Here is a 23,238-nt window from a genome sequence, read left to right on the forward strand (position 1 = left end):
CGTGTTGAACAGGAAATGCGGGTTGAGCTGGTAGCGCAGCATCGCCAGCTGCGCGGACGAGGCCTGCATCTCCAGGTCGCGCATCTGATCGATCTGGTCCTCGACGATCAGATAGAAATTGATCCCGAAATAGAGCGCTGACCAGCCCGCCAGCACCGTGAAATTCAGGAACACGCTGCCCAGCAGCAGCGCCAGATCAATCCCGGGCGCGCCGTTCTTGATGAAGCCGAACGAGAAGGCGTCGAGCAGCGAATAGAAGAAGGTGGCCGACCCCAGCGTCAGCACCGTCAGGATCACGCCCGAGATCCGCCCCACCCGCCGGTACACGCCATAAAGCGCGGAGAGCAGCAGGGTCAGGCAATAGCCGACGATCGATTCGATGATGATCGGCACGATCAGCTGGAGCGAGAAGCCGCTCGACAGCGTCGAAACCGAACGCAGGATCAGGTAACCCGACCAGCCCGCCGCCTGGAGGAACCAGAAGGCGCGCGCCTTGTCCTCGAAGAAGGGACGGACGGAGATCGGCGGCCGCGGCTGCGCGACCTGTCCGGCGAGCGGGGAGGCGGGAAGGGTCGCCATTGCCCGACCCTCTACACGGGCCACCGCGCCGGCGCAAAGCAAAGGGCCGCCGCTCGTGAGAGCGACGGCCCGATGGCTTGCCGTGGAGGCCCGATCAGAACTTGAAGCGGGCACCCAGGCGGATGAAGTACAGCGACGGGCGGATCTCCGGGATCGCGTCGCTCGGCTTCACGGCCGAGGAGTAGCGATACTGCGCGCAGGGCTGCGCAGTGGAGGTCGCGACCGGGCCGCCGGCCGAGGTCAGGCACTGCACCTGCACCACGTCCTCGATGTACGGGAAGCCCGACTGGCGGAAGCCGCCCCAGTCCTTGTTGAGCAGGTTCGGCAGGTTCTGGATGTCCGCGAACACCGAAACGCGCGAGCGGCCGATGAACGTCGGGATCTCCTGCTCCACGTGCAGGTCGATGCGGGTGAAGGCACGCGCGCGGCCCAGGTTACGCGGAGCGATCTTGCCGCGGTAGTTCTTGAGGTTGGTCGAGCCGATGATGCTCTCAAGCGCTGCCTGGGTCTCCGGGCTGTCGTAGCTGACCAGCGGATCGGTGCCCGACTGCGGCACGTACAGCAGGTAGCGGTCGTCACGGCCGGTCAGGCCAAACACCGTGCTGCGCTGGCCGCTGCCCGCATCGGCCATCGTGTAGCTGTACGGACGGCCCGCGGATGTCTCGCCGAACAGCTGGATGATCGAACGATAGTCGCCGAAGAACGAGTGATCGAAGCCGACGCCGTACTTGAACGACCAGGCCACCTGGTCGTTCGACGTGCCATAGGCCGCCGCATCGCCCAGGAACGCACCGTTGGCGTAGTTCGAACCCGCGGTCGACGAGGTCGCCGGGGTCTGATCCTTCACGTCCTGCAGCGTGTACGAGAAGTTCAGGTTCAGGCCGAAGTCGAACTGCTTGTCGACGCGCACCACGCCGACGTGGCTGCGGCCCTTGTCGCCGTTGGTCAGCACGATGTCGGTGTTGGTGCTGTTGTTGGTGCCGGGGAACGGACCGAAGCGCGGGCGACCGTCCGGCAGCGTACCGTTGGCGACCGAGCGATAGTCGACGAACTGGATCGAGTCCTTGGTGCGGCTGAAGTAATAGTCCGCGCCGAAGGTCCAGCCGCCGCCTAGGAACTCGCGCGGGGTCCAGTCGGCCGACAGCGTCGCCTTGTAGACCGAGGGGATACGGAAGTCCTTCGACAGCGCGTTGATGTTGGTCGTCGGGTTCGCGCCGGTATCCGGGATCAGCGCCTGGAGCTGCGCCGGAACGGTGCTGCCCGAGACGTTGTTGAGCACGGCATTGCCGATCGCCGGATCGAGTGCCGCGCCGTTCAGCGTGTAGCTGTTCGGGCCGGTGCGGATCACGGTGACCGAGCCGATGCCGACGCCGCCGATGCCCGCGCCCGAGTTCGAGTAGCTGTTGGACAGGTACACGTCCGGGGTGCCGCCACCGAATACGCCGAAGCCGCCGCGGAACTTCACGTCATCGATCGGCTCCCAGTTCACGCCGATGCGCGGCTGCCAGAGGTCGAGACCCTTGAAGTTCTTGCCGTTCGAATAGCCGTAGCGGTCGACGAAGCCCGGATTGACCGGGATGTCGGTGTCCTGGTCGAACAGATCGTAGCGGATACCATAGCTCAGGTTCAGGCGCGGCGTGATCTGCCAGTCGTCCTGGATGCCGGCGGTGAACTGGCGATACTGGAAACTGGCGGCGGCATCGTTGATGTCGCCTGAGGCCGGACGCTGGAAGGTCACCGAATTTGCGGTGCCCGCCTGGAAATCGGCCAGCGAGTCGAAGTAATAGTTGCCGGTCGCGTTCTGCAGGAACAGGTTGAAGATCTTCGTCTGGCTATATTCACCGAACACGCGCAGGTCGTGATCGCCATGCTGCAGGCGAGCCATCAGCGAGCCATTGTACGTGTCCGTGTTGAACACGTTCGCCTGGCGCGAGATGTCCGGGCCGAAGAAGATGCGGCCGGTCGCCTGCGTGCCGGCGGCGTTGTCGGCCGGGCTGCACTGGTTGGTGGCGCCGACGCTGTTCGGATCCAGGCAGACGCCGAACTGGGCGAAGCCGGTGCCGTTCAGCGAGAATGAGCCACGCTCGTAGCTCTTGTACAGGAAGCGCGCTTCGGTCGAGAACTCGTCGGTCCACTGCGAGTTCAGCTGGGCGATGCCCGCGCGCAGCAGCTCGGTCGCCTGATAGCCGTTCGACGACAGACCCAGCGTCGGCCCGGTGTTCGACGCGCTGGTGTTCTGCTGGAAGGTCGTCACGTCATAGGCGTTAATGTAGCTGACCGAGAAACGCTGATTGTCGGTGACGTTCCAGGTGATCTTACCGACGATCTTCTCGTCCTTGTCCTGCGAGATCGTCAGCGGATCGCCGGCCTCGAAGCCATACTGGTTCTGGGCGATGTTCTGGATGTTGGTCACGTCCGCCGCGGTGATGCGGGGGATCTGGCCGATCACCGGCGACAGCGGATTGCCCTCGGTGTTCTTTTCGCCGGAGATCATGAAGAACAGCTTGTCCTTAATGATCGGGCCGGAGAGCGTCGCGCCGTAGGTCTCGCTCTTGAAGTCGAAATTGGTGCGAACGCCGTCACCATTGCGGTCACCGGTCAGCCCATCGGTGTTCTGGCTGTAGAAGCCGTTGCCGTGGAACTCGTTAGTGCCGGTCAGCAGCACCGCGTCCATCGCGCCGCCCAGAAAGTTGCCCTGGCGAATGTCATAGGGCGCGACCGAGGTGGAGAACTGGCCGATCGCGTCCAGCGGCACCGGGCCGCGGCGGGTCGGGTTGGCGTCGGAGTTGAGGCCGAAGTTGTCGGAGACGACGACGCCGTCGATCGAGAAGCGGTTGTAGCGCGGGTTGATGCCGGCGAACGAGATCGCCTTGCCGCCGCCCGAACCGGACGTGTCCTCGAACTTGGCGAACGGATCGCGGCGGGCGAGGTCGCGGATGTCGCGGTTGACCGATGCGACGCGGCCGATCTGGCGGGCGGTCAGGATCGTCTGCGGGCCATCGCCCTTCGAGCCGGCGCCGGCGACGCTGGCGGCGGTGACGACGATATCCGCGCCGGCATCGCTCTCGCCAGCGAGATCGATCGGCAGGTCATAGGGCTGGCCGACGACGAGGTACACGTCGGTCACGGTGCGGTTGCCTTGCGCGCTCGTCACTTCCACGCTGTACGGGCCGCCCGGGCGCAGGCCGCCAAGGCTGAAGCTGCCGTTGTTGCCGCTGGTGCCGGTGGAGCGGCTGTTGGTGGAGGTGTCGGTCACCACGATCGACGCGCCGGCGACCGGCGCACCCGCCGCGGTTACGGTACCGCGGACGGTTGAGGTCGTCTCCTGCGCGTGAGCCGCGGCCGGAATGACGAGCGCGGCAATGGCCGCACCCAGCAACAGATTGTTTCGCATGTCTCTTTCCCTTTGCGCGAGGCGCCTGGTGGCCGCTTTTTGCGGCTCGACCCGCGGGCCCCTGCGCCGGATTTATGACAGGTCTGAGACAGCTGTGGCGTTGGTTCCGTGTCGTGGGCGCTTTAAAATGCTGCGTTGCAATATTGCGACAGTGCGACCGGCTGATGTCATTCCGCCGCCGCCACGATCGCCTGCCATCCGGCTTCATCGACGACGCGGATGCCCAGATCGCGCGCCTTGGTCTCCTTCGATCCCGCGCCGGGGCCCGCCACCACCAGATCGGTCTTGGCCGAAACCGATCCGGCCACACGCGCGCCCAGTGCGATCGCCTGTGCCTTGGCCTCGTCGCGACTCATCGTCTCAAGTGTGCCGGTGAACACCACCGTTTTGCCGGATACCTCGGAGGCGCGGGTCTCCACCACAAATGGCGGTGGCGACACCTCGGCGAGCAGGTCGTGCCAGACCGTGCGGTTGTGCGCTTCGTGGAAGAAGTCCGCCAGCGCATGGGCAACCGCGCCGCCGACATTCTCCACGCCGATCCGCTCGGCCAGCGCCTTGTCGAGTCGGGTCTGGTGCTTGCGGTCGGTCTCGCCAAGCTCTGCCCCGGTGCCGGCACGCAGCGCGATCAGCGCGTCGGCGAGCGCTTCGATCTCGGCGAAAGTGGGATAGCGCTTGAGCAGGTCGCGCGAGGTGACGCTGCCGATGTGGCGGATGCCCAGGCCGAACAGCAGCCGCACCGGATCGGGCGCACGCTTCGCCTCGATCGCGGCGAGCAGCCCGTCGACCGATTTCTCCTGCCAGCCTTCCCGGCCGAGCAGGGCGTCGCGGTGCGCGGCGAGGCGGAAGATGTCGGCCGGCTCGGCGATCCAGCCGAGATCGAGGAACTCGACGAGCGTCTTTTCGCCCAAACCCTCGATGTCGAGTGCGCCGCGGCTGACGAAATGGCGCAGCCGCTCCAGCCGCTGCGCGGGGCAGACGAGCCCGCCGGTGCAGCGGATATCGACCTCGTCCTCCTCGCGCACCGCCTCCGAGCCGCATTCGGGACAATGCGTGGGGAAGGCCCACGCGTCGCGGGGCGTGTCGTGCGTGAGGTTCTCGACGATCTGCGGGATCACGTCGCCCGCGCGCTGGAGCACCACGCGGTCGCCGGGGCGGACGCCGAGCCGGTCGATCTCGTCGGCATTGTGCAGCGTCGCGTTGGAGACGACCACGCCGCCGACGGTGACGGGCGTGAGCCGGGCGACCGGGGTAAGCTTGCCGGTGCGCCCGACCTGGATGTCGATCGCCTCCAGCGTCGTCTCGGCGCGCTCGGCCGGAAACTTGTGCGCGATCGCCCACCGCGGGTTGCGGCCGACGAAGCCGAGCCGCTCCTGCCAGTCGAGCCGGTCGACCTTGTACACCACTCCGTCGATGTCGAACGGCAGGTCGGCGCGCTCCTTCTCGATCTGGCGATACACCATCAGTGCGATCTCGACCGTGCCGGCAACGCAGAAATAGTCGGAAACCTGGAAGCCCCACTCTCGAAGCCTCTCGATCACCTCCGATTGGGTCGCGCCGGGCACCTTGCTCGACTCGCCCCAGCCGTGCGCGAGGAAACGCAGAGGACGGCTGGCGGTGACGGCGGCGTCCTTTTGCCGCAGCGAGCCGGCGGCGGCGTTGCGGGGATTGGCGAACTGGCGCGCCTCCTTGCCAGCCGCTTCCGCCTCGGCGAGCAGTCGGGCATTCAGTGCGGCAAAGTCCGCCTTGGCCATATAGACCTCGCCGCGCACCTCGAACACGTGCGGCGCGCCGGTGATCTCACGCGGCACGTCGGCGATGGTGCGGACGTTGTCGGTGACCACCTCGCCGGTCGTCCCGTCGCCGCGGGTCAGCGCCTGGACCAGCCGGCCGCCCTCGTAGCGGAGCGAGCACGAGAGGCCGTCGATCTTGGGCTCGGCAGTGAGCTTGATCTGTTCATCGTCGGCGAGGCGCAGGTAGCGACGCACGCGGGCGACGAACTCGGTCACCTCCTCGTCCGAGAAAGCATTGTCGAGGCTGGTCATCGGTCGGGCGTGGCGCACCTTGGCGAGATGCGCGGCGGGTGCAGCGCCGACCTGGTGCGTCGGCGAGTCGCTGCGCACGAGGTGCGGGAAGGTGGCCTCGATCGCGCTGTTGCGGCGGCGCAGAGCGTCATAGTCCGCATCCGGTATCTCGGGCGCATCGTCGGTATGATAGAGCGTATTGTGGCGGGCGATCTCGGCGGCGAGGCGGGCCAGCTCGGCGGCGGCCTCTTCGTCGGTGCGGGGCAGCGCGGTCATGACACCGGGCTATGCGCTGGCGCTTTCGCATTCAAGGCGGGTGAACCGATCGGGAGCGAAGTGGTTGAGGCGGAAGCCGAAACGGAGTTCCCGCCATGACCGACACCAGCCGCCGCGACATCCTGAAGGGCGGCGCCGCCGCGACCACGCTGGCCGCGGCTGCGCAGGCCGCGCCCGCGCCGCGCACCGACCCGCAGACGAAATACACGTCGGAGCCCTTTCAGGAGCAGCCGCAGAAATGGCCCGCGCTCCAGCGCGACATGAAGCCGGTGCCCGATTCGGGCGAAACCAGCTACAAGGGTTCAGGCCGGCTCCAGGGCATGAAGGCGCTGGTCACCGGCGGCGACTCTGGCATCGGCCGCGCCGCAGTGATCGCCTTCGCGCGCGAGGGCGCGGACGTTGCGATCAATTACTATCCCACCGAGGAGCCCGACGCGCAGGATGTCGCCAAGCTGCTGCGTGCGGAGGGGCGCAAGGTGGTGCTGCTGCCTGGCGACCTGACCGACGAGAAATTCTGCCTCAAGCTGATCGCGGACGCCAACCGCCAGCTCGGCGGCCTCGACATCCTGGTCAACAACGCCGCCTATCAGCAATCGAAGGCCTCGATCGCGGAGATCACCCACGAGCAGTTCGACCGGACGATGAAGACGAACGTCTATGCCATGTTCTACCTGTCCAAGGCCGCGCTTCCGCTGATGAAGCCGGGCGCGACGATCATCAACACGGCAAGTGTCAACAGTGTCAATCCTGGCGAGGAGCTGCTGGACTATGCCACCACCAAGGGTGCCATCGCGATCTTCACCAAAGGTCTCGCCAAGCAGGTCGCCAGGCAGGGCATCCGGGTGAATGCGGTCGCGCCGGGACCGGTGTGGACCCCGCTCCAGGTCGCGGGCGGCCAGCTGCCGGGCAAGCTGGGCGAATTCGGGCAGGACACACCGCTCGGCCGCGCCGGACAGCCCGCGGAGCTGGCCGCGCTGTACGTGACGCTGGCCGATCCGACCGTCAGCTTTACCAGCGGTAGCGTGTTCGGCGCCAACGGCGGCACCGGCGCGATCTAGAAAGAACCTTAACGACTCGTCCCGTTTGAAGCGGGAGTGCAGCCACTTATATGGTTAACGCACTGAAAACGCGACGAACTGCATGCTGCGGCGCGGAACGGGTCCGCGCCGCTTCGGTTCGAGCCGCATGACTGAACGACGTCCCGTCGTCCTCGTGGTCGAGGATGAGCCGCTGATCCTGATTCATTCGCATCTCGCCCTGGAGGATGCTGGCTACTTGCCGATCGCCGTTGCCAGTGCTGGCGCCGCACTCGACGCGCTGCGCGAGCGCGGCGATGTCGAGATCATGTTCACGGACGTGCGCCTGCCCGGCGGCATGGACGGCCTGGCGCTCGCCCGGCGCGTGCGGCAGGCCTATCCGCACGTCGCGATCGTAGTCACCTCCGGCTCGCAGCGCGTCGAGCCGGAGATGCTGCCACGCGGCGCCGCCTTCGTTGCCAAGCCCTATACCGCTGCGCAGATTACCCGAATGCTGGAGCGTGCCATCGCCGCCTAGCTCACCAGCAGGCGATCCGCCTGGGCGCGCGCCTCATCGGTGACGGTGGCGCCCGAGAGCATCCGGGCGATCTCCTCGCGGCGCTCGTCCGGCGAGAGCTGGCGCACACCGGTGCGGGTGACGGTGCCGTCGCTTGCCTTGGCGATCAGCAGGTGCTGCGCGCCGCGCGCGGCAACCTGGGGCGAGTGGGTCACCACCAGTAACTGGGTGCGCTCCGCCAGTCGCGCCAGCCGCTCGCCGATCGCCGAAGCGACCGCGCCGCCGACACCGCGATCGATCTCGTCGAACACCATGGTCGCAGCGGCGCCCTCCTCCGCTAACGCGACCTTGAGCGCGAGGATGAAGCGCGACAGTTCGCCGCCGCTGGCGATCTTGACCAAGGGCGCGAAGGGCGCCCCGGGATTGGTGGAGATCTCGAACTCCACGCGGTCCGCGCCGGCAGCCGACCACTGTTCGTCACCGAGCGGCGCCACCGCGGTGCGGAAGCGGGCGGCGTCGAGCTTGAGCGGAGCAAGTTCGCCCGCGACCGCCGCGTCGAGGCGGGCGGCGGCTTCGGATCGCGCCATGGTCAGCACGCCGGCAGCGGCCTTGAATCCCTGTCGAGCCGCGGCGCCTTCGGCCTCCAGCGCGGCAATCCCTTCCTCGCCCGACTCGAGGCGCTGAAGCCGGCCATGCAGCTCCTCGGCAAGCGCCGCCAGTTCATCGGGCTGGACGCGGTGCTTGCGCGCCATGCCGCGCAGATCGAACAGCCGCGCCTCGTCAGCCTCCAGCGCGCGCTCATCATAGGCGAGCGCGACCTCCGCCTCGCGCAGCCGCTCCTCGGCCATCGACCCTTCGGCAACCGCGCGGTCCACCGCAGCAAGCGCGTCGGCGAGCGCGGGGTGGTCGGGCGCGATCCGTTCGAGCACGCGCGCGGCCTGGCGGAGCTTGGCAAGCCCACCATCCGATCCTTCCAGCGCCTCGGCGACGCTGTTCAGGTCGCCCGCCACCTTCTCGGCGCGCTGCATTGCCCGGCGGCGTTCGGCGAGGGTCTCCTCCTCGCCCGGCTGGGGGGCGAGCGCATCGAGCTCGGCGACGGCATGATCCAGCCATTCGCGGTCGCGCTGCGCGGTCTCGATCTCGGCGCGGGCGGCTGCGAGCGCGGCTTCAGCGGCGCGCCAGCGGGCCCAGGCCGTGCCGACCGGCGCGGTGTCGATCCGTCCGAAGGCGTCGAGCAGCGCGCGGTGGCCACGCGGGTTGAGCAGGCCACGATCGTCATGTTGGCCGTGGATCTCGACCAGCCGGCTGCCCAGGTCGCGCAGCAGCGCGGCAGAAGCGGGCTGGTTGTTGACGAACCCGCGGCTGCCGCCATCCGCCTTGACCACGCGGCGAACGATCAGCGGCTCGCCCGGCTCGATCTCGATGCCATTCTCGTCGAGCAGACCGGCGACGCCCGCGGGCAGATCGAAGGTGGCAGTGACCGAGGCCTGTGTGGCGCCGTGGCGGACCAGGCCGCTGTCGCCGCGCGCGCCCAGCGCCAGGCCGAGCGCGTCGAGCAGGATCGACTTGCCCGCGCCGGTCTCCCCGGTGAGCACGCCCAGCCCCTGATAAAAGTCGAGATCGAGCGCCTCGATCAGCACGACGTCGCGGATGGCGATGGCGGTCAGCATCGCGCGCGAGCCTTAGCGGAATGCGGCGGCGACGCGACCCCTTTTCGTTCCGCCTTTCAGGCCCCCGGCGAATCGGCGGCGGAGGGGCCTGCGGAACCCGGCGTGCCGCCGTCGGGCGTCGCGCTGCTGGGGGTGTTGCCGTCCGGCGTTTCGCCCGCGCCGCTGGGGGTGGCGGGGGTCGGCGTCCCCGGCGCGGCGGCGCCCGGGGTGCCGCCCTCGCTGCCCGGGATCGACTGAACCGGCTGCGATGCCAGCACGGGCTCGCCCGGCGCCAGCGGCGCGATCGGCTTGGCGGGATGATCGCCCATCAATTTGTACGCACGCTCATACCAGTCGGTGCCGGGGTAATTGGCGCCCAGCACTGCCGCCGCCTTCTCCGCCTCCGCGCGCACGCCGAGAGAGAGATAAGTTTCGGTCAGCCGCATCAGCGCCTCGGGCGTGTGGGTGGTGGTCTGGTAGTCGTCCACCACCTTGCGGAAGCGCAGGGTGGCGGCGAGCCACTGACCGCGGCGCTCGTAGAAACGACCGACCTCCATCTCCTTGCCGGCGAGATGGTCACGGACCAGGTCGAGCTTGAGCCGCGCGTCGGCGGCATAGCGGCTGGTGGGATAGCGGCGGACCAGTTCGCCCAGCGAATCCTGCGCCTGGGCGGTGATCTTCTGGTCGCGGGTCACGTCCACGATCTGCTCGTAATAGCAGAGCGCGATCAGATAATAGGCATAAGGCGCATCGCGGTTGCCGGGGTGGACCGACAGGAAGCGCTGCGCGCCCTGGATCGCCTGGGTGTAATCCTTGTTCAGATAATAACTGAACGCCCCCATCAGCTGCGCGCGCCGCGCCCAGATCGAATAGGGGTGCTGGCGCTCCACCTCGTCGAACAGCGCGGCGGCGATCTTGTAATTGCCGCGATCGAGCCGGGTCTTGGCGGTGGTGTACAGGGTGCCGACGTCGCGGGCGACGTAGGGCAGGTCGCCGCGGCTGCGATTGCGGGCGCAGCCGGCGGTGGTGACAAGGACGAGCGCGAGGGACAGCGCGGTGATCTTACGCATCGCCGCTGCCCTTAACCGATCCGATCGGGCCGGAACAGCGGGGAAACGCATGCCCGGCTCGTGCGTTCGGCGCGGGACATCATTTCGGGGAACGAACGAATGCCTGCCACGTTGCTCGCCACCAAGCGGGTGGAAAAGGTCTGGGGCCGCCACCGCCTCTTCCCCGGCTTTCCCGATCCGGCGCCCGATGCCGAGCCGATCGGCGAAGTGTGGTTCCAGTCGCCGCATCCCGAAGAACCCGACATGCTGGTCAAGTACCTGTTCACCAGCGAGAAACTGTCGGTGCAGGACCATCCGTCCGATGAGGAGGCGCAGAAGCGAGGGCTGCCGCGCGGCAAGGACGAATGCTGGCTGGTGCTGGACGCCCAGCCCAATTCGACCATCGCGATCGGTCCCAAGGCGCCGATGACCGCGGACGAGCTGCGCGCGAGCGCGCTGGACGGGTCGATCGAGGACAAGCTCCACTGGCAGAAGGTGAAGGCGGGGGACTTCATCTACTCGCATTCGGGCGTGATCCACGCGATCGGCGCAGGGCTGACCATCATCGAGGTGCAGCAGAACTCTGACACCACCTATCGCCTTTACGACTATGGCCGCCCGCGCGAGCTTCACCTGGACGACGGCGTCGCGGTGGCGGACCTCAACCCCTATGTCGCGCCGCCGATGCCCGGAGAGGTGGCGCCGGGGCGGACGATCCTGGTGGAAGGGCCAAAGTTCGTACTGGAGCGCTGGGGCGGCGGCGACCGCGACATCGCGCTGCCGGAGGGCAGGATCGGCTGGCTGGTGCCGATCAGGGGCGAGGGCGTGGTCGGCGGGGTCGCGTGGAAGGCGGGCGAGTGCGTCACCGTCGAGGGTGCGGAGCGGCTGCACGCCTCCGCCGACGCGGACATGCTGTTCGGCTATACGGGAACCACGCGGATCGGCTGAACCGGAACCGGGCGCGTCTTCGGATCATTGCCGTTCCGAATCGACATGGGAGAGCGAGATGAGGGTCATGGTGGTGGTGATCGCGGCGGCGCTGGCGGGATGCTCCGGCCAGGATGCGGCCGAGCAGGCCACCGCGCCTGCGCCCGAGGCGACCGCTGCTGCCGACGCTGGCGTCGTACGGGAGGAGATCGCGCCCGCTCCCACGCCAACGCCGGTGCCCACGGTTGCCGCGATCCAGACGCAGTCCGGTCCGCGAGGCTATCAGGCGGCGCTGACGCGCGCCACGGTGACGGGTGACATCCTGACGATCGCGCTCGCCTTCTCCGGGGGCAAGTGCTGTGCGCATCCCGACGTGGACGAGATCAGCCTGATCGATGATGCCACGTCGCAACGGATCGGGGTGCTCAAGGACAATTCGGGCAAGTGGATGGCCGGCCCGATGTCGATCAGCAAGCGCCAGCTGAATATCGGCAACGGCAGCGGGGATGCGCCCACCCAGGTCTTCCTGAAGTTCCCCGCGCCGCCCGCGACCAGCAAGACGGTGTCGCTGACGATTCCCGAGGTGGCCCCCTTCGATGCGGTGCCGGTGACCCGGTGAGGGTGCTTGCCCTGCTGATTGCCCTGGCGGCGTGCGGCCAGCAGCCTGCGCCCGAGGTTGAGGCGACACCGCAGGCGGCTCCGGTGCCCGCTCCCTCGCCGCCATCCGCTACGTCCGGTCGGCAGATTGGATCGGTCAGCGGCCTTTCGGCCGAGACGAGCTCGCTGACCGCCGACATCAGCGGCTTCTCGATCGAGCGGACCGACACCGGTACGCGGGTGCTGCTGGCGGCGGACACGCTGTTCGACTTCGACAAGGCGACGCTGACCGCGGCGGCCGAGCAGAATCTTCGGCGCGCTGCCGATCTGGTACGGCAGGGCGGCGAGGGCGCGGTGACCGTGACCGGCTTTACCGATGCGAAGGGCGAGGACGCCTACAATCTTGCGCTATCCCGGCGACGCGCCGAGGCGGTGGCGGGCTGGTTCCGGACACAGCCGGAGCTGCGTGCCCGCACCTTCAAGACCGAGGGGCGCGGCGAAGCCGATCCCGTAGCGCCCAACACGGCGGCTGACGGAACCGACGATCCCACGGGCCGCGCGCGCAACCGGCGCGTCACCATCGACATACCAAGAGGGGCGACGCGGCCTTAACTTGCGAGGCGCTAAACGCATCGCGATGCTGCGCGTTCTGACCCTGTCCACGCTGTTCCCGGATGCGACGCGGCCGAACTTCGGCGTGTTCGTCGAGCGGCAGACCCTGGGGCTGGCGGCGCATCCCGAGGTGGCGCTTAGCGTGGTGGCGCCGATCGGGGTGCCGCCCTGGCCGCTGTCGCGCCGGGGCCATTATCGCGACTTTGCAATGGTGCCGGAGCGGGAGCGCTGGCAGGGGCTCGACGTGCACCGGCCGCGCTTCACCGTCCTACCGGGGACGGGTGGGCACTTCCATGTTCCGGCGCTGGTCCGCGCGTTGTGGCCATTGCTCGACCGGATTCGCGGTGCGGCGGGATTCGACGTGATCGACGCGTCCTTCTTCTTCCCGGACGGGCCGGCGGCGGTGGCGCTGGGGCGGCGCTACGGCGTGCCGGTCTCGATCAAGGCGCGCGGCGCGGACATCCACCATTGGGGGCGGGCGCCCGCCACCGCGCGTCAGGTGCTGGCGGCGGCACGGGAGGCGGACGGGCTGCTCGCCGTGTCCGGAGCGATGGCGGACGACATGGTCGCGCTCGGCATGCCGCGGCCGACGGTGCACCATACCGGCGTCGATCTCGATCGCTTCGTACCCGTGGACCGGGCGGCAGCGAAGGCGGCCCTGGGGGTGCACGGGCCGCTGGTGATCGCGGTCGGCGCGCTGATCCCGCGCAAGGGGCATGACGTCGCCATCGACGCGGTGGCGCGGCTGCCTGGCGTTCATTTGTGGATCGCCGGCGAGGGACCGGAGCGCGCGGCGCTGGCGGCGCGGATCGCGGCGGCGGGCCTCGGCGATAGGATTCGCCTGCTTGGCGCGGTGCCGCATGCCGAGCTGCCCGCGCTGCTGGCGGCGGCGGACGTCAGCGCGCTCGCCAGCAGCTCGGAAGGGCTCGCCAATGCCTGGATCGAATCACTCGCCTGCGGCACGCCGGTGGTGGTGGCGGAGGCGGGCGGCGCGCGCGAGGTGGTGACTGGCGCGGCGGGGCGGATCGTCGCGCGCGAACCGGGCGCCTTTGCGGATGCAATCGGTGAGCTGCTTGCATCGCCGCCGCCGGCGGATGCGGTGCGCGCATCGGTGGCGCGCTTCACCTGGGCGGCGAATACCGCGGGGCTGTTCGAGCACCTTTCGGAGCTGGTGCGCGGGCACTGATCGCCGCGGCCGGGCGTTCGGGCGGAAGCGTCGGAGAACATCCATGATCCACCACGTTTCAGTCGGCAGCAACGATATCGCGGCGGCGCGGCGGTTCTATGAGACGGTGATGCCGCTCGTGGGGCTCGCTCTGATGAAGTCCGCCGAGACCGCACTGGACTTCGGAAGCGGCATGCTCGCGTTCAGCGTCGAGACGCCCAAGGACGGCAAGCCCGCGACCGTAGGCAATGGCAGCCACGTCGCCTTCGGCGTCGAGGACCGTGGCGCAGTGGACGCCTTCTACGCGGCAGCGCTGGCGAATGGCGGGACATGCGACGGCAAGCCGGGGCTGCGGCCGGAGTATGACGCGCACTATTACGGCGCCTTCGTCCGCGATCCGGACGGCAACAAGATCGAGGCGGTGACCTACTCGGCGAAGTGACCGGCCACGAATTGAGGCGGTTTAGGCGCAGACGCGGGTTTCGCCAGGGCGGGTTCTGCCAGGCGAAGGTGGAGCGGCAATCCCGCGTCCGGGCGGCAGAACGCGCCACCTTGGCGCCTGCATCAGTGACTGGTCATGAGAAGGAGCGGGCGCTTGCGGGCGCGTTCCGCATTCGTACCTGACGAGGTGCGTGTAGGAAAGTTCAGGGCAAAGGATAGAGCGCCATCGCCACGCTGCGCGATTCGGCGCGCAGCACCGCCCAGGCGCGCGCGGCGGCGCGGCTGTCCATCGGGTCGAGGCCGATGCCGCGCGCCTCCAGCGCCTGCACCAGCGCACGGGGCGGGCGGGCGAGCGCGTCGCCGGTGCCGAGCAGGATGAACTCGGGCGCGGGATCGAGCAGCGGGGCGAGGTCCGCCTCCGCCAGGCCGGCGAGCGGCGGCGGCGTCCAGGCGAAGACGTCCGTCGTGGTCATCAGCAGCGCGGCGAAGCGACGCTCGTCCACCAGATAGCCGGCGGGGCCGAAGGCGCGGACCACGGGGCCGCCGTTCTGGGGTGCGGTGTCGAGGCGCATGTTCCGGCTCCTCATGTCTCCCCGCGAAGGCGGGGATCCAGTCTGGGCTCCCGCCTTCGCGGGAGCACATATCACCGCTCGCGCGGGGCGATCCGCTCGGCGTTGCTCAGGTCCACCCGCGCCGGCTTCTTCTCGCCCGGTTCGGCGCGCAGGCCTAGGCTGATCAGCAGCGACGAGGAGACGTAGATCGATGAATAGGTGCCGACGACGATGCCCAGGATCATTGCCGCCGTGAAGCCGCGCAGCACGTGGCCCCCCAGGAACAGCAAGGCGAACAAGGCGAGCAGGATGGTTACGGAGGTCATCACGGTGCGCGGCAACGTCTCGTTGACCGAAAGGTTGATGATCTCGCGCATGTCCATCTTGCGATAGCGGCGCATGTTCTCGCGGATGCGGTCGTCGATCACGATCTTGTCGTTGATCGAATAGCCGATGATGGTCAGCACCGCGGCGACGATGTTCAGATCGAAATCGAACTGGGTCAGCGCGAAGAAGCCGAGCGTCATCAAGAGATCGTGGACGATCGCCACGATGGTGGAGACGCCGAACTGCCATTCGAAGCGGAATATCGCGAACAGGCCGATGCCCAGGATCGCCAGCACCACCGCGAGCACGCCGTTGCGGATCAGCTCGTTCGAGACCTTGCCCGACACGGTCGAATAGCGGGTGAAGGTGGCGCCGGGGAACGCCTGGGTCAGTGCCGCCGACACCTTCTTGACCGCGGCGTTGGTGGCGCCTTCGTCCGCGCCGTCCTGGGTGGGCAGGCGGATGGTGAGCACGCGCGGATCGCCGAAGGTCTGCAGCTGCGCCTCGCCCAGGCCCTGCGCATCCACCACCTCGCGCACGCGGGTCAGGTCGGGCGGACTGGCGAACCGCTCCTCGATCATCAGGCCACCGACGAAATCGACGCCCAGGTTCAGCCCGCGCGCGAAGGTGACGCCCACCGCCAGCACGCTAAGCAGCAGGGTCAGCCCGAACGCCCAGCCGCGCAGCCGGACGAAATCGATGTTGGTGTGATCGGGGACGAGTTTGAGGAGCTTCATGGGTCGCCCGCCTTAGATATTGATCGTCTTCGGCTTCGCCCGGCGCAGCCAGCCGGCAACCAGCATGCGGGTGAAGGTGACGGCGGTGAACACGGAGGTGGCGATGCCGATCAGCAGCACCACGGCAAAGCCCTTCACTGGGCCCGAGCCGAGCACGAACATGATGATGCCGGAGATGGCGTGCGTCATGTTCGCCTCGAAGATCGTCCGGCTCGCCTCCTGATAGCCGAGCTCCACCGCCTGGACGACGCTGCGCCCGCGGTGCCGCTCCTCGCGGATACGCTCGTTGATCAGCACGTTGCAGTCCACCGCGGTACCGATGGTCAGGATGAAGCCGGCGATGCCGGGCAGCGTCAGCGTGCCGTTGATCAGCGACAGAACGCCCAGGATCACGAACACGTTGATGACGACCGCAAGGTTCGCATAGACGCCGAACCGGCCGTAGGTGACCAGCATGAAGGCGATCACCAGCGCCACCGCGACCGCGCTGGCGAGGATGCCGGCGCGGATCGATTCCTCGCCCAGGTCCGGGCCGACGGTCGATTCCTCCACCACCTTGAGGTCGACCGGCAGCTTGCCCGAGCGCAGCGCGATCGCGAGCTGGTTGGCCGAATCGACGGTGAAGCTGCCCGAGATCTGCGCGCGCCCGCCCAGGATCGGCTCGTTGATGTTGGGCGCGCTGATCACCTGATTGTCGAGGATGATCGCGAACGGCTTGCCGGTATTCTCCTGCGTCACCCGCGCGAAGCGCCGGCCGCCCTCGCCGTTGAAGGTGATCGCCACCTGCGGCTGGTTGTCCTGCTGGCTGAACTCCTGGCGCGCATCGGTGAGCTGATCGCCCGAGATGATCACCTGGCGCTTCACCGCGATCAGCGGCACGCCCATCGGGTTGCCCGGATAGGCGAGGATCTGGCTGCCGATCGGCGCCTGCTTGCTCGCCAGCTGCTGCGGGCTGGCGGTCGTGTCGACCAGCTTGAACTCCAGCTTGGCGGTCTTGCCGAGCAGGTCCTTCAAGGCCTGCGGGTTCTGGAGGCCGGGCACCTGGACGACGATGCGGCTGGCGCCCTGGCGAACGATGGTGGGCTCACGCGTGCCGAGCTCGTCGATGCGGCGGCGGACCACCTCGGTGGCGTCGCCCATCGCGGTGTCGATCGCCTGGGTGATGCCGGCGCTGGTCGGGGTCAGCACGAAGCGGCTGCCGTCCACCACCGCAATGTCCCAGTCGCGCTGGCCGGTCATGCCGACGCCGCTGGTCATCGGCAGCAGGCGCTGGCGCGCGGCATCGACCTGCGCGGCGTCGCGGACCATGAAGCTGAGGCGGCCGCCGCGGGTGGAGATATCGCCGATGGCGATGCGCGGGTCCTGCCGGCGCATTTCCAGCGACACCTGCTCGCGCATCGATTCGAGGCGGGTCTCGACCACGTCCTGGGTGTCCGCCTCCAGCAGCAGGTAGCTGCCGCCGGCGAGGTCGAGCCCCAGGTTGATCCGCGGCGGCTTGACCGGCCAACCGTTGGTGACACGTTCGGGCAGGAAGCTGGGGACCGCCAGCGCGCACAGCGCGGCGAGGATCAGCCAGATCCCGACGACCTTCCAGCGGGGGAAATCGAGCATCGCGGCGCGCTCAGTCGTTCGCCGGCTTGCTGCCGAGCGGGGTCACCTCGGTCAGCGTCGCCTTGACCACGCGGACGCGGGTGTTGGCGGCGATCTCCACCTCGACGACCATATCCTCGACGCGGGTGACCTTGCCAATCAGCCCGCCTGCGGTGACCACCGAATCGCCCTTCTTGACCGCGGAAATCGCATCCTGATGAGTTTTCATCCGCTTCTGCTGTGGGCGGATCATCAGAAAATAGAAGACGACCATGACAAGCGCGAGCGGTGCGAAGAACTGGATCGACCCGGCTAGGCTATTTGACTGGGCGCCGCTTGCGGCCTGGGCATAGGCAGGAGAAATGAACATCGGCCTCTGACGGGATCGGGGGAGCGGGGCGGGTGCCCACGCATATGCGCCGCGCCGCTACCATCGCTCGGCCCCCCGCGCAACATTGGGGCGGCTGAGCGCACGATGCCTTGCATCGCGCCGCCCCCGCGCGTAGAGGCCCGCCTTCGGGTTCCCCGGAGCATGTCTCCATGGGGCCCGTCGGTCGGGGCGTAGCGCAGCCTGGTAGCGCATCACACTGGGGGTGTGGGGGTCGCAGGTTCGAATCCTGTCGCCCCGACCAGCTTCATTAGGCACTTGGTCCCATATTTTCCGATGGGCTGTCTTGGCGATGCTCGTCAGCAAGCACCTGGCAATCACATCTTTCGTCTATCCTGGTGAATCGTCCGGGGATCGCCCTGGAGCGCGGGCACGAGGGCGAGATCCTCGAGAGTTACGTGACAAGAACAGAGACAAGGCGGCAGCGTTCAGCTTCACGAAGAGAGCGCTGACGTGCCATGGTCCACCCGAGGCGATTGCGACCGACGGGCTCCGCAACTGCGGCGCTGCCATGGATGAGCTCCGCTGCGCTGACGGAGAGGCAGGTTTTTGCGAGCTAAGTCGCTGAGTATGTTAGGTAACGTGCACAGCTTCGGGGTAAGTCCCGTCCCCAGATTGCTGTGCCCCGGCTTGGTACTGCTTCGGCCTCTAGGCGCCTTGCGAGTGCCGCGGATCGATAAGCGGGCGAAGCACGCGTAACTGCAATGCCTCGGCCTGCTCCGCCTGCTCGTGGCGTATCTCCTCCGGCACGTCCGCCTCTTTCCATGCGGCGAGACTGATCCCGCGCAGCGACGCGACTTCCCGTTCAAGTCGGTCGATGCGCTCCTGCGCGGTGGTGAGTTCCACCAGCAGCGCGAGCGCCATGCAGAGCACCTTCTCCGTCTCCGCGTCGTTGAGGCTGGTCGGGCGGATACCGCGCCCGCCTCGTATCACCATCTCGACGGCTTCGGCGGCGCCGGTCATGCCTGCACCTCGGGCTTGCGGCCGCTGATCACGTACCAGCGGTTGATGTTGCTCACCGCCGCCACGGCATGTTCGACGACGCTGTCCGGCGCGAAGCCGGCGGCGGTCATATCCGCCTGAAGATCGGCCTCGTTATAGGTTTTCCAGAAAAGTTCGCCGTTGAAGCGGGTGTCCCAATTCTTCTCCACCTTGTGCACTTCCGTGGGCGCAAAGCGGGTATCGACGTCCTGGAAGATCACGATGCCCCCCGGGCGCACGACACGAAGCGCCTCCGCCATCGCGCGGCGCCGCTTCTCCGCGCCGATCTCGTGCAGCATGTTGTGCGAGACCACCAGGTCGAAGCTGTCGTCGGCGAAGCGCAGGTCGGCGGCGTCCATCTGGTGGAAGTGGACGGCGACACCGAGCGCCTCGGCGCGGGCATGGGCGTAGCGGAGCATGCCGGCACCGATGTCGATGGCGTGCACCTCGGCCTCGGGGAAGCGATCGGCATAAGCGGCGGAGGCGGCGCCGGCCGAACAGCCGAGATCGAGGATGCGCGTCGGCACGATTTCCGGAAAGTCCTCCTCCAGCAGCCGGAAGACGACGCCCGCCTTGCTGTCGCCCTTGCCCGCGCCCTGGCCGAAGGAGAAGATGTTGCCGCCGGTCTCGTAGAAGGCGCCGGCGACCACGTCCTGCGGCCCGTCGTCGCGCGCATAGCCGCCGGGCTGGAGGTGGACGTCGGCGCCCGCCACCTCGGGCGAGATGTCCTCGCCGGGCCGCAACGTCAGGCTGCCCTTGCGGTCGGGCGCGGCGGCGAGGGCGGCGGCGGCCGCCTCCATGCGCGCGCGGTCGCGGAAGATCGGCTCGCCCACCGAGACCCAGATCATCTCCTGCGAGGCGCGGTTGGCGGCGCTCCACAGCCGGTAGTCGACCGATTCGAACAGCGCCTGCTCGATCTCGTCGGGTGACTGCGGCTGGCGGCCGTGCCGCGCGGCGAAGGCAGGGGCGCCCTCCTCGTGGAAGCGGCGGACGTTCTGCGCGCGGACGCGGCTGTTGAGCAGCTTGCGCAGCGACACCACCGCGCGCTGGCGCGACAGCTCGTCCGCGGTCGCCTGGGGCAGGATCGGATGCTGGACGTCGCGAACCCTCATGCTGGCCTCTCCTCGATGAACTCGATCAGTTCGCCCGCGGGTCCGCGCACGGTGCAGGCGCGCTGGCCGTCATATCCCGGCCCGTCGCGGCGGACCGGCGGCGCGATGGCGAGCGGTGCCACCCGGTCGAGGTCCAGCGTCGCGAGGCTCGCCATCGCGCAGCCCGGCACCAGCGCGCCCGGCTCATGGGGGCGGGGGGCGGCGATGCGGCCTGGGCCGGTGGGATATTCGTCGAACTCCAGCAGATAGCCGTGCTCGGCGAGGCCCGCGGTGGTCATGCGGATGATCTGGTCGGCGGCGAGGCCCTGCGCCCGCTGGACGATCGCGATGCGGCTCTCGCGCAACGGGCGGCGCTTGAGGTCGAACAGGTCGCAATACCAGTTGCGCAAGGCATCGAAGTCGGGGCCGGCGACGACAAGGATGAACGGCCGGTCGATCAGCGAGCGCGGGCGCGGCAGGATCGAGGCGGCGCGATCGCCGGTTTCGGTGGTGAAGTACAGGCACTCGCCCGCCGGACCGACCGCCTGCATGGCGACGATCGAGGGCATGAACTGGAGCGGCGTGGGCGGTGCGAGGATGGTGACGCCGGCGGCGACGAGGCGGCGGTGCACCTCGTCCACCTCGTCGACGATGATCTCGAACGCCGCCCAGCCGAAGGTGGTGAGTGGACGGTAGCCCGGCACCGCCTCGGTTTCGACGATGCGCAGGTAATCGTCGGGCGCGCCACCGGTGCTCAGTACCGCATAGGGCCGGCCGGCGACCGCAGGCGCCCCCCAGCTGGCGGCGAGATCCTGCGCGACCGTGCCGCGCTCGCGCACATGATAGCCGAGCACGCCGACGTACATCGCCTCCGCCGCCGCCACATCCGGCGCGCCCACCGTCGCGAAGCGGAAGCGGGTGAGCCGCGGCGTGCCGTGCGACGTCCAGTCGTTCATGGACGCCAGCCTATCAGCAAATACACTTATTTCTATATCAATTCAGACGGGCGTGGCAGAAGGGCGGCATGACCGGTGCCGCCCCCCTTCAGCCGTCACGCGCGCGCGGAATGGAGGTCCAGCCTGATCTGGTAGAGATCGGGCCGGAACTGCGCGAGAACGTGCTGCACCGGACGGCGTGCGACATCCAGCACGGTGCGGCTGACCCGCAGGATCGGCGAGCCGATGTCCACCTCAAGCAGCGAGGCGGTGCCCGCATCGGCAAGCGAGGCGGTGATCGTCTGGGTCGCGGCGCCGATGTGGACGCCCGCCTGTTCGAGCAGGCTGAGCATCGGCGTCGCCTTCAGCGCGGCGCGGTCCATCGCGCCGGCAAGTTCGGCGGGCACGTAGCTGACCAGATGGCTGATCGGCTGGTTTTCCAGCCAGCGCACGCGCGCGACGCGCAGCACCGGCGCTTCGGGCGCGATCTCCAGCGCCTCGGTGATCGGCGCGCGCGCGGCGATCGTGTCCAGCTCCAGGATGCGCACCTGGGTCTTGCGACCATAGGTGATCAAGGATTCGATTGCCTGCTCGATGCTGCCTTCGATCGGGCGGGCGGGCGACTGATAGGTGACATGCGTGCCGACGCGGCGCTTGCGCTCGACCAGGTTGGTTTCGGCCAGCTCCGCCAGCGCACGCCGCGCGGTGATGCGCGACACGCCGAAGCTTTCGGACAATTCCTCCTCGGTCGGCAGGCGCGAGCCGAACGCGCGCTCCCCGCTGATGATCTCCTCACGCAATTGCAGGAAGATCTGATGGTAGAGCGGCACCGCCTGGAGCCGATCCACCGCCGGCGTGTCGTCGCGTCTGCCCAAGGCCATTCTCCCGTGGCTGCCCGCTTGTCCGCTCCGTCCCACCACAACAAGAGGAAAACGCCATCATGATTGCCAAGAACGGGCTGGAAGCCGCCGAACTGGATGCGATGCTGGCAGCGGGCCTGGCGAAGGCGCGCGAGGTCGGTGTCGCCGCGACGATCGCGATCGTGGACGAGGGCGGCTACGCCTGCCGGCTGTATCGCTCGGACGGAACGGGCGCGATGACCCCGGCGGTCGCGCTGGCCAAGGCGCGCACCGCGGCGCTGATGCGCGCGCCCTCGGGGGCGCTCACCGCACGGCTGAAGGACGAGCCCGAGCTGCTGCGGCTGACCGATTACCTGCCTATGCCCGGCGGACTGCCGGTGCGGCATGCGGGCGCGTGCATCGGCGGCGTCGGCGTGTCGGGCGGCACCGGCGAGCAGGACGTGGCGGTAGCGCAGGCCGGGTTGGAGGCGCTGGGGTGAGGTGGCTGGCTTTGGTCCGCCAGGCCCAGAGCCGCCATCGACCAACTTGACCCACCTCCGTTCGCCCTGAGCGAAGTCGAAGGGCAAGCGCAGCGCCTGCCAAAGTGCTTCGACTTCGCTCAGCACGAACGGTTTGGGTCAGTTAAGCGCCATTCTTGGCTGGATCAGGCTCCGGCCAACCGACACCGCGATCAGTGCATCTCCTCGCCGCCGGACACGTTCATCGCCTCGCCGGTGATGTAGCGCGCCTGGCCCGAGCAGAGGAAGGCGCAGGCGTTGGCGGTATCCTCCGGCGTGCCGACGCGGCCGAGCGGGATGCGGCCGCGCATCGCCTCCAGATACTCCTCGACGCTCTGGCCGCGCATCTGCGCCATATATTCGTTCTGCCAGGAGCCGAGGCCGGTGGTGACATGGTTGGGGCAGACCATGTTCACGTTGATCTGGCTGGGCCCCATCTCGATCGCCACCGACCGGGTGAGCCCGACCAGCCCGTGCTTGGAGGCGATGTAGGATGAGGTGAGCGCCGAGCCCGACTTGGAGCCGCGGCTGCCGATCGAGACGATCCTGCCGCGGCCCCAGCCGGGCTGCTCGTCCTGCGCCTGCATCTGGCGGATCGCGTACTTCATCGCGAAGAAGGCGCCGCGCAGATTGACGTCGAGCACCGTGTCCCATTTCTCCTGGGTCTGCTCGACGAACGGCCCGAACAGGTAGCCGACGCCGGCATTGTTGACGAGGATGTCGAGCCGGCCGAACTCGGCGACCGCGCGCGCGACCAGCCCCTCGACCTCGCTCTCGACGCGCATGTCGGCGGTGTGGGTGACGATGCCGGGGTGAAGCGTGCGCAGTTCCTCCGCGACCTGCTCCAGTTCGGACGCGGCGCCGACGCCATGTTCGGGCGCCATCGCGCCCTTGGTCTCGCCGAGATCGTGGAGGACGAGGCGCACGCCGTCTTCGGCAAGCTTGCGCGCGATCGCCGCGCCGAGGCCGCCGTGGCGGCCGGCACCGGTGACGATGGCGACCTTGCCGTCGAGATCGGGATACATGGGCATTTCCTCT

The 23,238-nt window shown here is 68.4% G+C and carries 21 protein-coding genes, 1 tRNA gene and 1 pseudogene; 9 read left to right on the forward strand and 14 right to left on the reverse strand.

Going from position 1 to position 23,238, the window contains the following annotated elements; all coding sequences use genetic code 11:
- The 3 genes and pseudogenes from ACFDTH_RS01340 to ligA form a co-directional block, all read right to left on the reverse strand.
- Positions 1-579 (reverse strand): annotated as a pseudogene (locus tag ACFDTH_RS01340) (sensor histidine kinase); the annotation flags it as partial.
- Positions 580-673: 94 nt separating this feature from the next.
- On the reverse strand, positions 674-3,973 hold the full coding sequence (locus ACFDTH_RS01345) for a carboxypeptidase regulatory-like domain-containing protein (protein ID WP_375285702.1): 3,300 nt from the start codon (positions 3,971-3,973) through the stop codon (positions 674-676).
- Positions 3,974-4,140: 167 nt separating this feature from the next.
- Positions 4,141-6,270: an NAD-dependent DNA ligase LigA gene (ligA, locus tag ACFDTH_RS01350; protein ID WP_375285703.1), complete on the reverse strand. Its 2,130-nt coding sequence runs from the start codon at positions 6,268-6,270 to the stop codon at positions 4,141-4,143.
- Positions 6,271-6,365: 95 nt separating this feature from the next.
- On the opposite strand from ligA, the gene ACFDTH_RS01355 reads away from it, so the two are divergent.
- On the forward strand, positions 6,366-7,328 hold the full coding sequence (locus ACFDTH_RS01355; RefSeq protein ID WP_375285704.1) for an SDR family oxidoreductase: 963 nt from the start codon (positions 6,366-6,368) through the stop codon (positions 7,326-7,328).
- An 82-nt stretch (positions 7,329-7,410) separates the two neighbouring features.
- A complete protein-coding gene (locus ACFDTH_RS01360) occupies positions 7,411-7,824 on the forward strand; it encodes a response regulator (RefSeq protein ID WP_375285705.1) in 414 nt (137 codons plus the stop codon).
- Here ACFDTH_RS01360 and recN read toward each other — a convergent pair.
- Both recN and bamD read right to left on the reverse strand, forming a co-directional pair.
- Positions 7,821-9,473, reverse strand: coding sequence for a DNA repair protein RecN (gene recN / locus ACFDTH_RS01365; RefSeq protein WP_375285706.1), 1,653 nt, complete (start codon positions 9,471-9,473; stop codon positions 7,821-7,823). The genes ACFDTH_RS01360 and recN overlap by 4 nt on opposite strands.
- A gap of 56 nt (positions 9,474-9,529) precedes the next feature.
- Entirely contained in the window at positions 9,530-10,522 is a 993-nt protein-coding gene (gene bamD / locus ACFDTH_RS01370; RefSeq protein ID WP_375285707.1) for an outer membrane protein assembly factor BamD, read from the reverse strand.
- Positions 10,523-10,621: 99 nt separating this feature from the next.
- Here bamD and ACFDTH_RS01375 point away from each other — a divergent pair, with 99 nt between their 5' ends.
- The 5 genes from ACFDTH_RS01375 to ACFDTH_RS01395 are packed head-to-tail and all read left to right on the forward strand — an operon-like array spanning position 10,622 to position 14,244.
- A complete protein-coding gene (locus tag ACFDTH_RS01375; protein WP_375285708.1) occupies positions 10,622-11,449 on the forward strand; it encodes a class I mannose-6-phosphate isomerase in 828 nt (275 codons plus the stop codon).
- A gap of 58 nt (positions 11,450-11,507) precedes the next feature.
- Positions 11,508-12,047 carry a hypothetical protein gene (locus ACFDTH_RS01380; RefSeq protein WP_375285709.1) on the forward strand — a complete coding sequence of 180 codons (540 nt, stop codon included), beginning with the start codon at positions 11,508-11,510 and terminating at the stop codon, positions 12,045-12,047.
- Positions 12,044-12,637 (forward strand): OmpA family protein, encoded by a 594-nt coding sequence (locus ACFDTH_RS01385; protein ID WP_375285710.1) that lies wholly within the window; start codon positions 12,044-12,046, stop codon positions 12,635-12,637. Before ACFDTH_RS01380 ends, ACFDTH_RS01385 begins: the two co-directional genes overlap by 4 nt.
- 25 nt (positions 12,638-12,662) lie before the next feature.
- A complete protein-coding gene (locus ACFDTH_RS01390) occupies positions 12,663-13,823 on the forward strand; it encodes a glycosyltransferase (protein WP_375285711.1) in 1,161 nt (386 codons plus the stop codon).
- Positions 13,824-13,866: 43 nt separating this feature from the next.
- On the forward strand, positions 13,867-14,244 hold the full coding sequence (locus ACFDTH_RS01395) for a VOC family protein (RefSeq protein ID WP_375285712.1): 378 nt from the start codon (positions 13,867-13,869) through the stop codon (positions 14,242-14,244).
- 202 nt (positions 14,245-14,446) lie between these two features.
- On the opposite strand, the gene ACFDTH_RS01400 is transcribed toward ACFDTH_RS01395, so the two are convergent.
- The 4 genes from ACFDTH_RS01400 to yajC form a co-directional block, all read right to left on the reverse strand.
- Positions 14,447-14,815 carry an Mth938-like domain-containing protein gene (locus ACFDTH_RS01400; protein WP_375285713.1) on the reverse strand — a complete coding sequence of 123 codons (369 nt, stop codon included), beginning with the start codon at positions 14,813-14,815 and terminating at the stop codon, positions 14,447-14,449.
- 71 nt (positions 14,816-14,886) lie between these two features.
- Entirely contained in the window at positions 14,887-15,858 is a 972-nt protein-coding gene (gene secF / locus ACFDTH_RS01405; RefSeq protein WP_375285714.1) for a protein translocase subunit SecF, read from the reverse strand.
- Positions 15,859-15,870: 12 nt separating this feature from the next.
- The gene (gene secD / locus ACFDTH_RS01410) at positions 15,871-17,469 is read right to left on the reverse strand and encodes a protein translocase subunit SecD (RefSeq protein ID WP_375285715.1); all 1,599 of its coding nucleotides are present in this window, start codon (positions 17,467-17,469) and stop codon (positions 15,871-15,873) included.
- Between the two features lie 10 nt (positions 17,470-17,479).
- Positions 17,480-17,818, reverse strand: a complete 339-nt coding sequence (gene yajC, locus ACFDTH_RS01415; protein ID WP_375285716.1) for a preprotein translocase subunit YajC — start codon at positions 17,816-17,818, stop codon at positions 17,480-17,482.
- A 185-nt stretch (positions 17,819-18,003) separates the two neighbouring features.
- Between yajC and ACFDTH_RS01420 the strand changes: the two genes are divergently transcribed.
- Positions 18,004-18,080: transfer RNA gene (locus ACFDTH_RS01420), tRNA-Pro, on the forward strand.
- A gap of 404 nt (positions 18,081-18,484) precedes the next feature.
- Here ACFDTH_RS01420 and ACFDTH_RS01425 read toward each other — a convergent pair.
- The 4 genes from ACFDTH_RS01425 to ACFDTH_RS01440 all read right to left on the reverse strand — a co-directional run bounded on the left by ACFDTH_RS01425 (position 18,485) and on the right by ACFDTH_RS01440 (position 21,718).
- Positions 18,485-18,799, reverse strand: coding sequence for a hypothetical protein (locus ACFDTH_RS01425; protein ID WP_375285717.1), 315 nt, complete (start codon positions 18,797-18,799; stop codon positions 18,485-18,487).
- Positions 18,796-19,929 (reverse strand): class I SAM-dependent methyltransferase, encoded by a 1,134-nt coding sequence (locus ACFDTH_RS01430; RefSeq protein WP_375285718.1) that lies wholly within the window; start codon positions 19,927-19,929, stop codon positions 18,796-18,798. The genes ACFDTH_RS01425 and ACFDTH_RS01430 overlap by 4 nt, the downstream gene beginning before the upstream one ends.
- Complete coding sequence (locus tag ACFDTH_RS01435; protein WP_375285719.1) at positions 19,926-20,864, reverse strand: VOC family protein; 939 nt, start codon at positions 20,862-20,864, stop codon at positions 19,926-19,928. The genes ACFDTH_RS01430 and ACFDTH_RS01435 overlap by 4 nt, the downstream gene beginning before the upstream one ends.
- A gap of 95 nt (positions 20,865-20,959) precedes the next feature.
- Entirely contained in the window at positions 20,960-21,718 is a 759-nt protein-coding gene (locus tag ACFDTH_RS01440; RefSeq protein ID WP_375285720.1) for a GntR family transcriptional regulator, read from the reverse strand.
- Positions 21,719-21,783: 65 nt separating this feature from the next.
- On the opposite strand from ACFDTH_RS01440, the gene ACFDTH_RS01445 reads away from it, so the two are divergent.
- Complete coding sequence (locus tag ACFDTH_RS01445) at positions 21,784-22,182, forward strand: heme-binding protein (RefSeq protein WP_375285721.1); 399 nt, start codon at positions 21,784-21,786, stop codon at positions 22,180-22,182.
- Positions 22,183-22,373: 191 nt separating this feature from the next.
- Here ACFDTH_RS01445 and ACFDTH_RS01450 read toward each other — a convergent pair whose 3' ends face one another.
- Entirely contained in the window at positions 22,374-23,225 is an 852-nt protein-coding gene (locus ACFDTH_RS01450; RefSeq protein WP_375285722.1) for an SDR family NAD(P)-dependent oxidoreductase, read from the reverse strand.
- Positions 23,226-23,238: the final 13 nt, after the last annotated feature.

Source organism: Sphingomonas sp. (assembly GCF_042096255.1).
GTDB lineage: Bacteria > Pseudomonadota > Alphaproteobacteria > Sphingomonadales > Sphingomonadaceae > Sphingomonas.

What these genes read in the sequence shown, in the direction of transcription:
- ACFDTH_RS01345 (WP_375285702.1), bottom strand. Translation starts at nt 3,973, where the DNA reads ATGCGAAACAATCTGTTGCTGGGTGCGGCCATTGCCGCGCTCGTCATT.
- ligA (WP_375285703.1), bottom strand. Translation starts at nt 6,270, where the DNA reads ATGACCGCGCTGCCCCGCACCGACGAAGAGGCCGCCGCCGAGCTGGCC.
- ACFDTH_RS01355 (WP_375285704.1), top strand. Translation starts at nt 6,366, where the DNA reads ATGACCGACACCAGCCGCCGCGACATCCTGAAGGGCGGCGCCGCCGCG.
- ACFDTH_RS01360 (WP_375285705.1), top strand. Translation starts at nt 7,411, where the DNA reads ATGCTGCGGCGCGGAACGGGTCCGCGCCGCTTCGGTTCGAGCCGCATG.
- recN (WP_375285706.1), bottom strand. Translation starts at nt 9,473, where the DNA reads ATGCTGACCGCCATCGCCATCCGCGACGTCGTGCTGATCGAGGCGCTC.
- bamD (WP_375285707.1), bottom strand. Translation starts at nt 10,522, where the DNA reads ATGCGTAAGATCACCGCGCTGTCCCTCGCGCTCGTCCTTGTCACCACC.
- ACFDTH_RS01375 (WP_375285708.1), top strand. Translation starts at nt 10,622, where the DNA reads ATGCCTGCCACGTTGCTCGCCACCAAGCGGGTGGAAAAGGTCTGGGGC.
- ACFDTH_RS01380 (WP_375285709.1), top strand. Translation starts at nt 11,508, where the DNA reads ATGAGGGTCATGGTGGTGGTGATCGCGGCGGCGCTGGCGGGATGCTCC.
- ACFDTH_RS01390 (WP_375285711.1), top strand. Translation starts at nt 12,663, where the DNA reads ATGCTGCGCGTTCTGACCCTGTCCACGCTGTTCCCGGATGCGACGCGG.
- ACFDTH_RS01395 (WP_375285712.1), top strand. Translation starts at nt 13,867, where the DNA reads ATGATCCACCACGTTTCAGTCGGCAGCAACGATATCGCGGCGGCGCGG.
- ACFDTH_RS01400 (WP_375285713.1), bottom strand. Translation starts at nt 14,815, where the DNA reads ATGCGCCTCGACACCGCACCCCAGAACGGCGGCCCCGTGGTCCGCGCC.
- secF (WP_375285714.1), bottom strand. Translation starts at nt 15,858, where the DNA reads ATGAAGCTCCTCAAACTCGTCCCCGATCACACCAACATCGATTTCGTC.
- secD (WP_375285715.1), bottom strand. Translation starts at nt 17,469, where the DNA reads ATGCTCGATTTCCCCCGCTGGAAGGTCGTCGGGATCTGGCTGATCCTC.
- yajC (WP_375285716.1), bottom strand. Translation starts at nt 17,818, where the DNA reads ATGTTCATTTCTCCTGCCTATGCCCAGGCCGCAAGCGGCGCCCAGTCA.
- ACFDTH_RS01425 (WP_375285717.1), bottom strand. Translation starts at nt 18,799, where the DNA reads ATGACCGGCGCCGCCGAAGCCGTCGAGATGGTGATACGAGGCGGGCGC.
- ACFDTH_RS01430 (WP_375285718.1), bottom strand. Translation starts at nt 19,929, where the DNA reads ATGAGGGTTCGCGACGTCCAGCATCCGATCCTGCCCCAGGCGACCGCG.
- ACFDTH_RS01435 (WP_375285719.1), bottom strand. Translation starts at nt 20,864, where the DNA reads ATGAACGACTGGACGTCGCACGGCACGCCGCGGCTCACCCGCTTCCGC.
- ACFDTH_RS01445 (WP_375285721.1), top strand. Translation starts at nt 21,784, where the DNA reads ATGATTGCCAAGAACGGGCTGGAAGCCGCCGAACTGGATGCGATGCTG.
- ACFDTH_RS01450 (WP_375285722.1), bottom strand. Translation starts at nt 23,225, where the DNA reads ATGTATCCCGATCTCGACGGCAAGGTCGCCATCGTCACCGGTGCCGGC.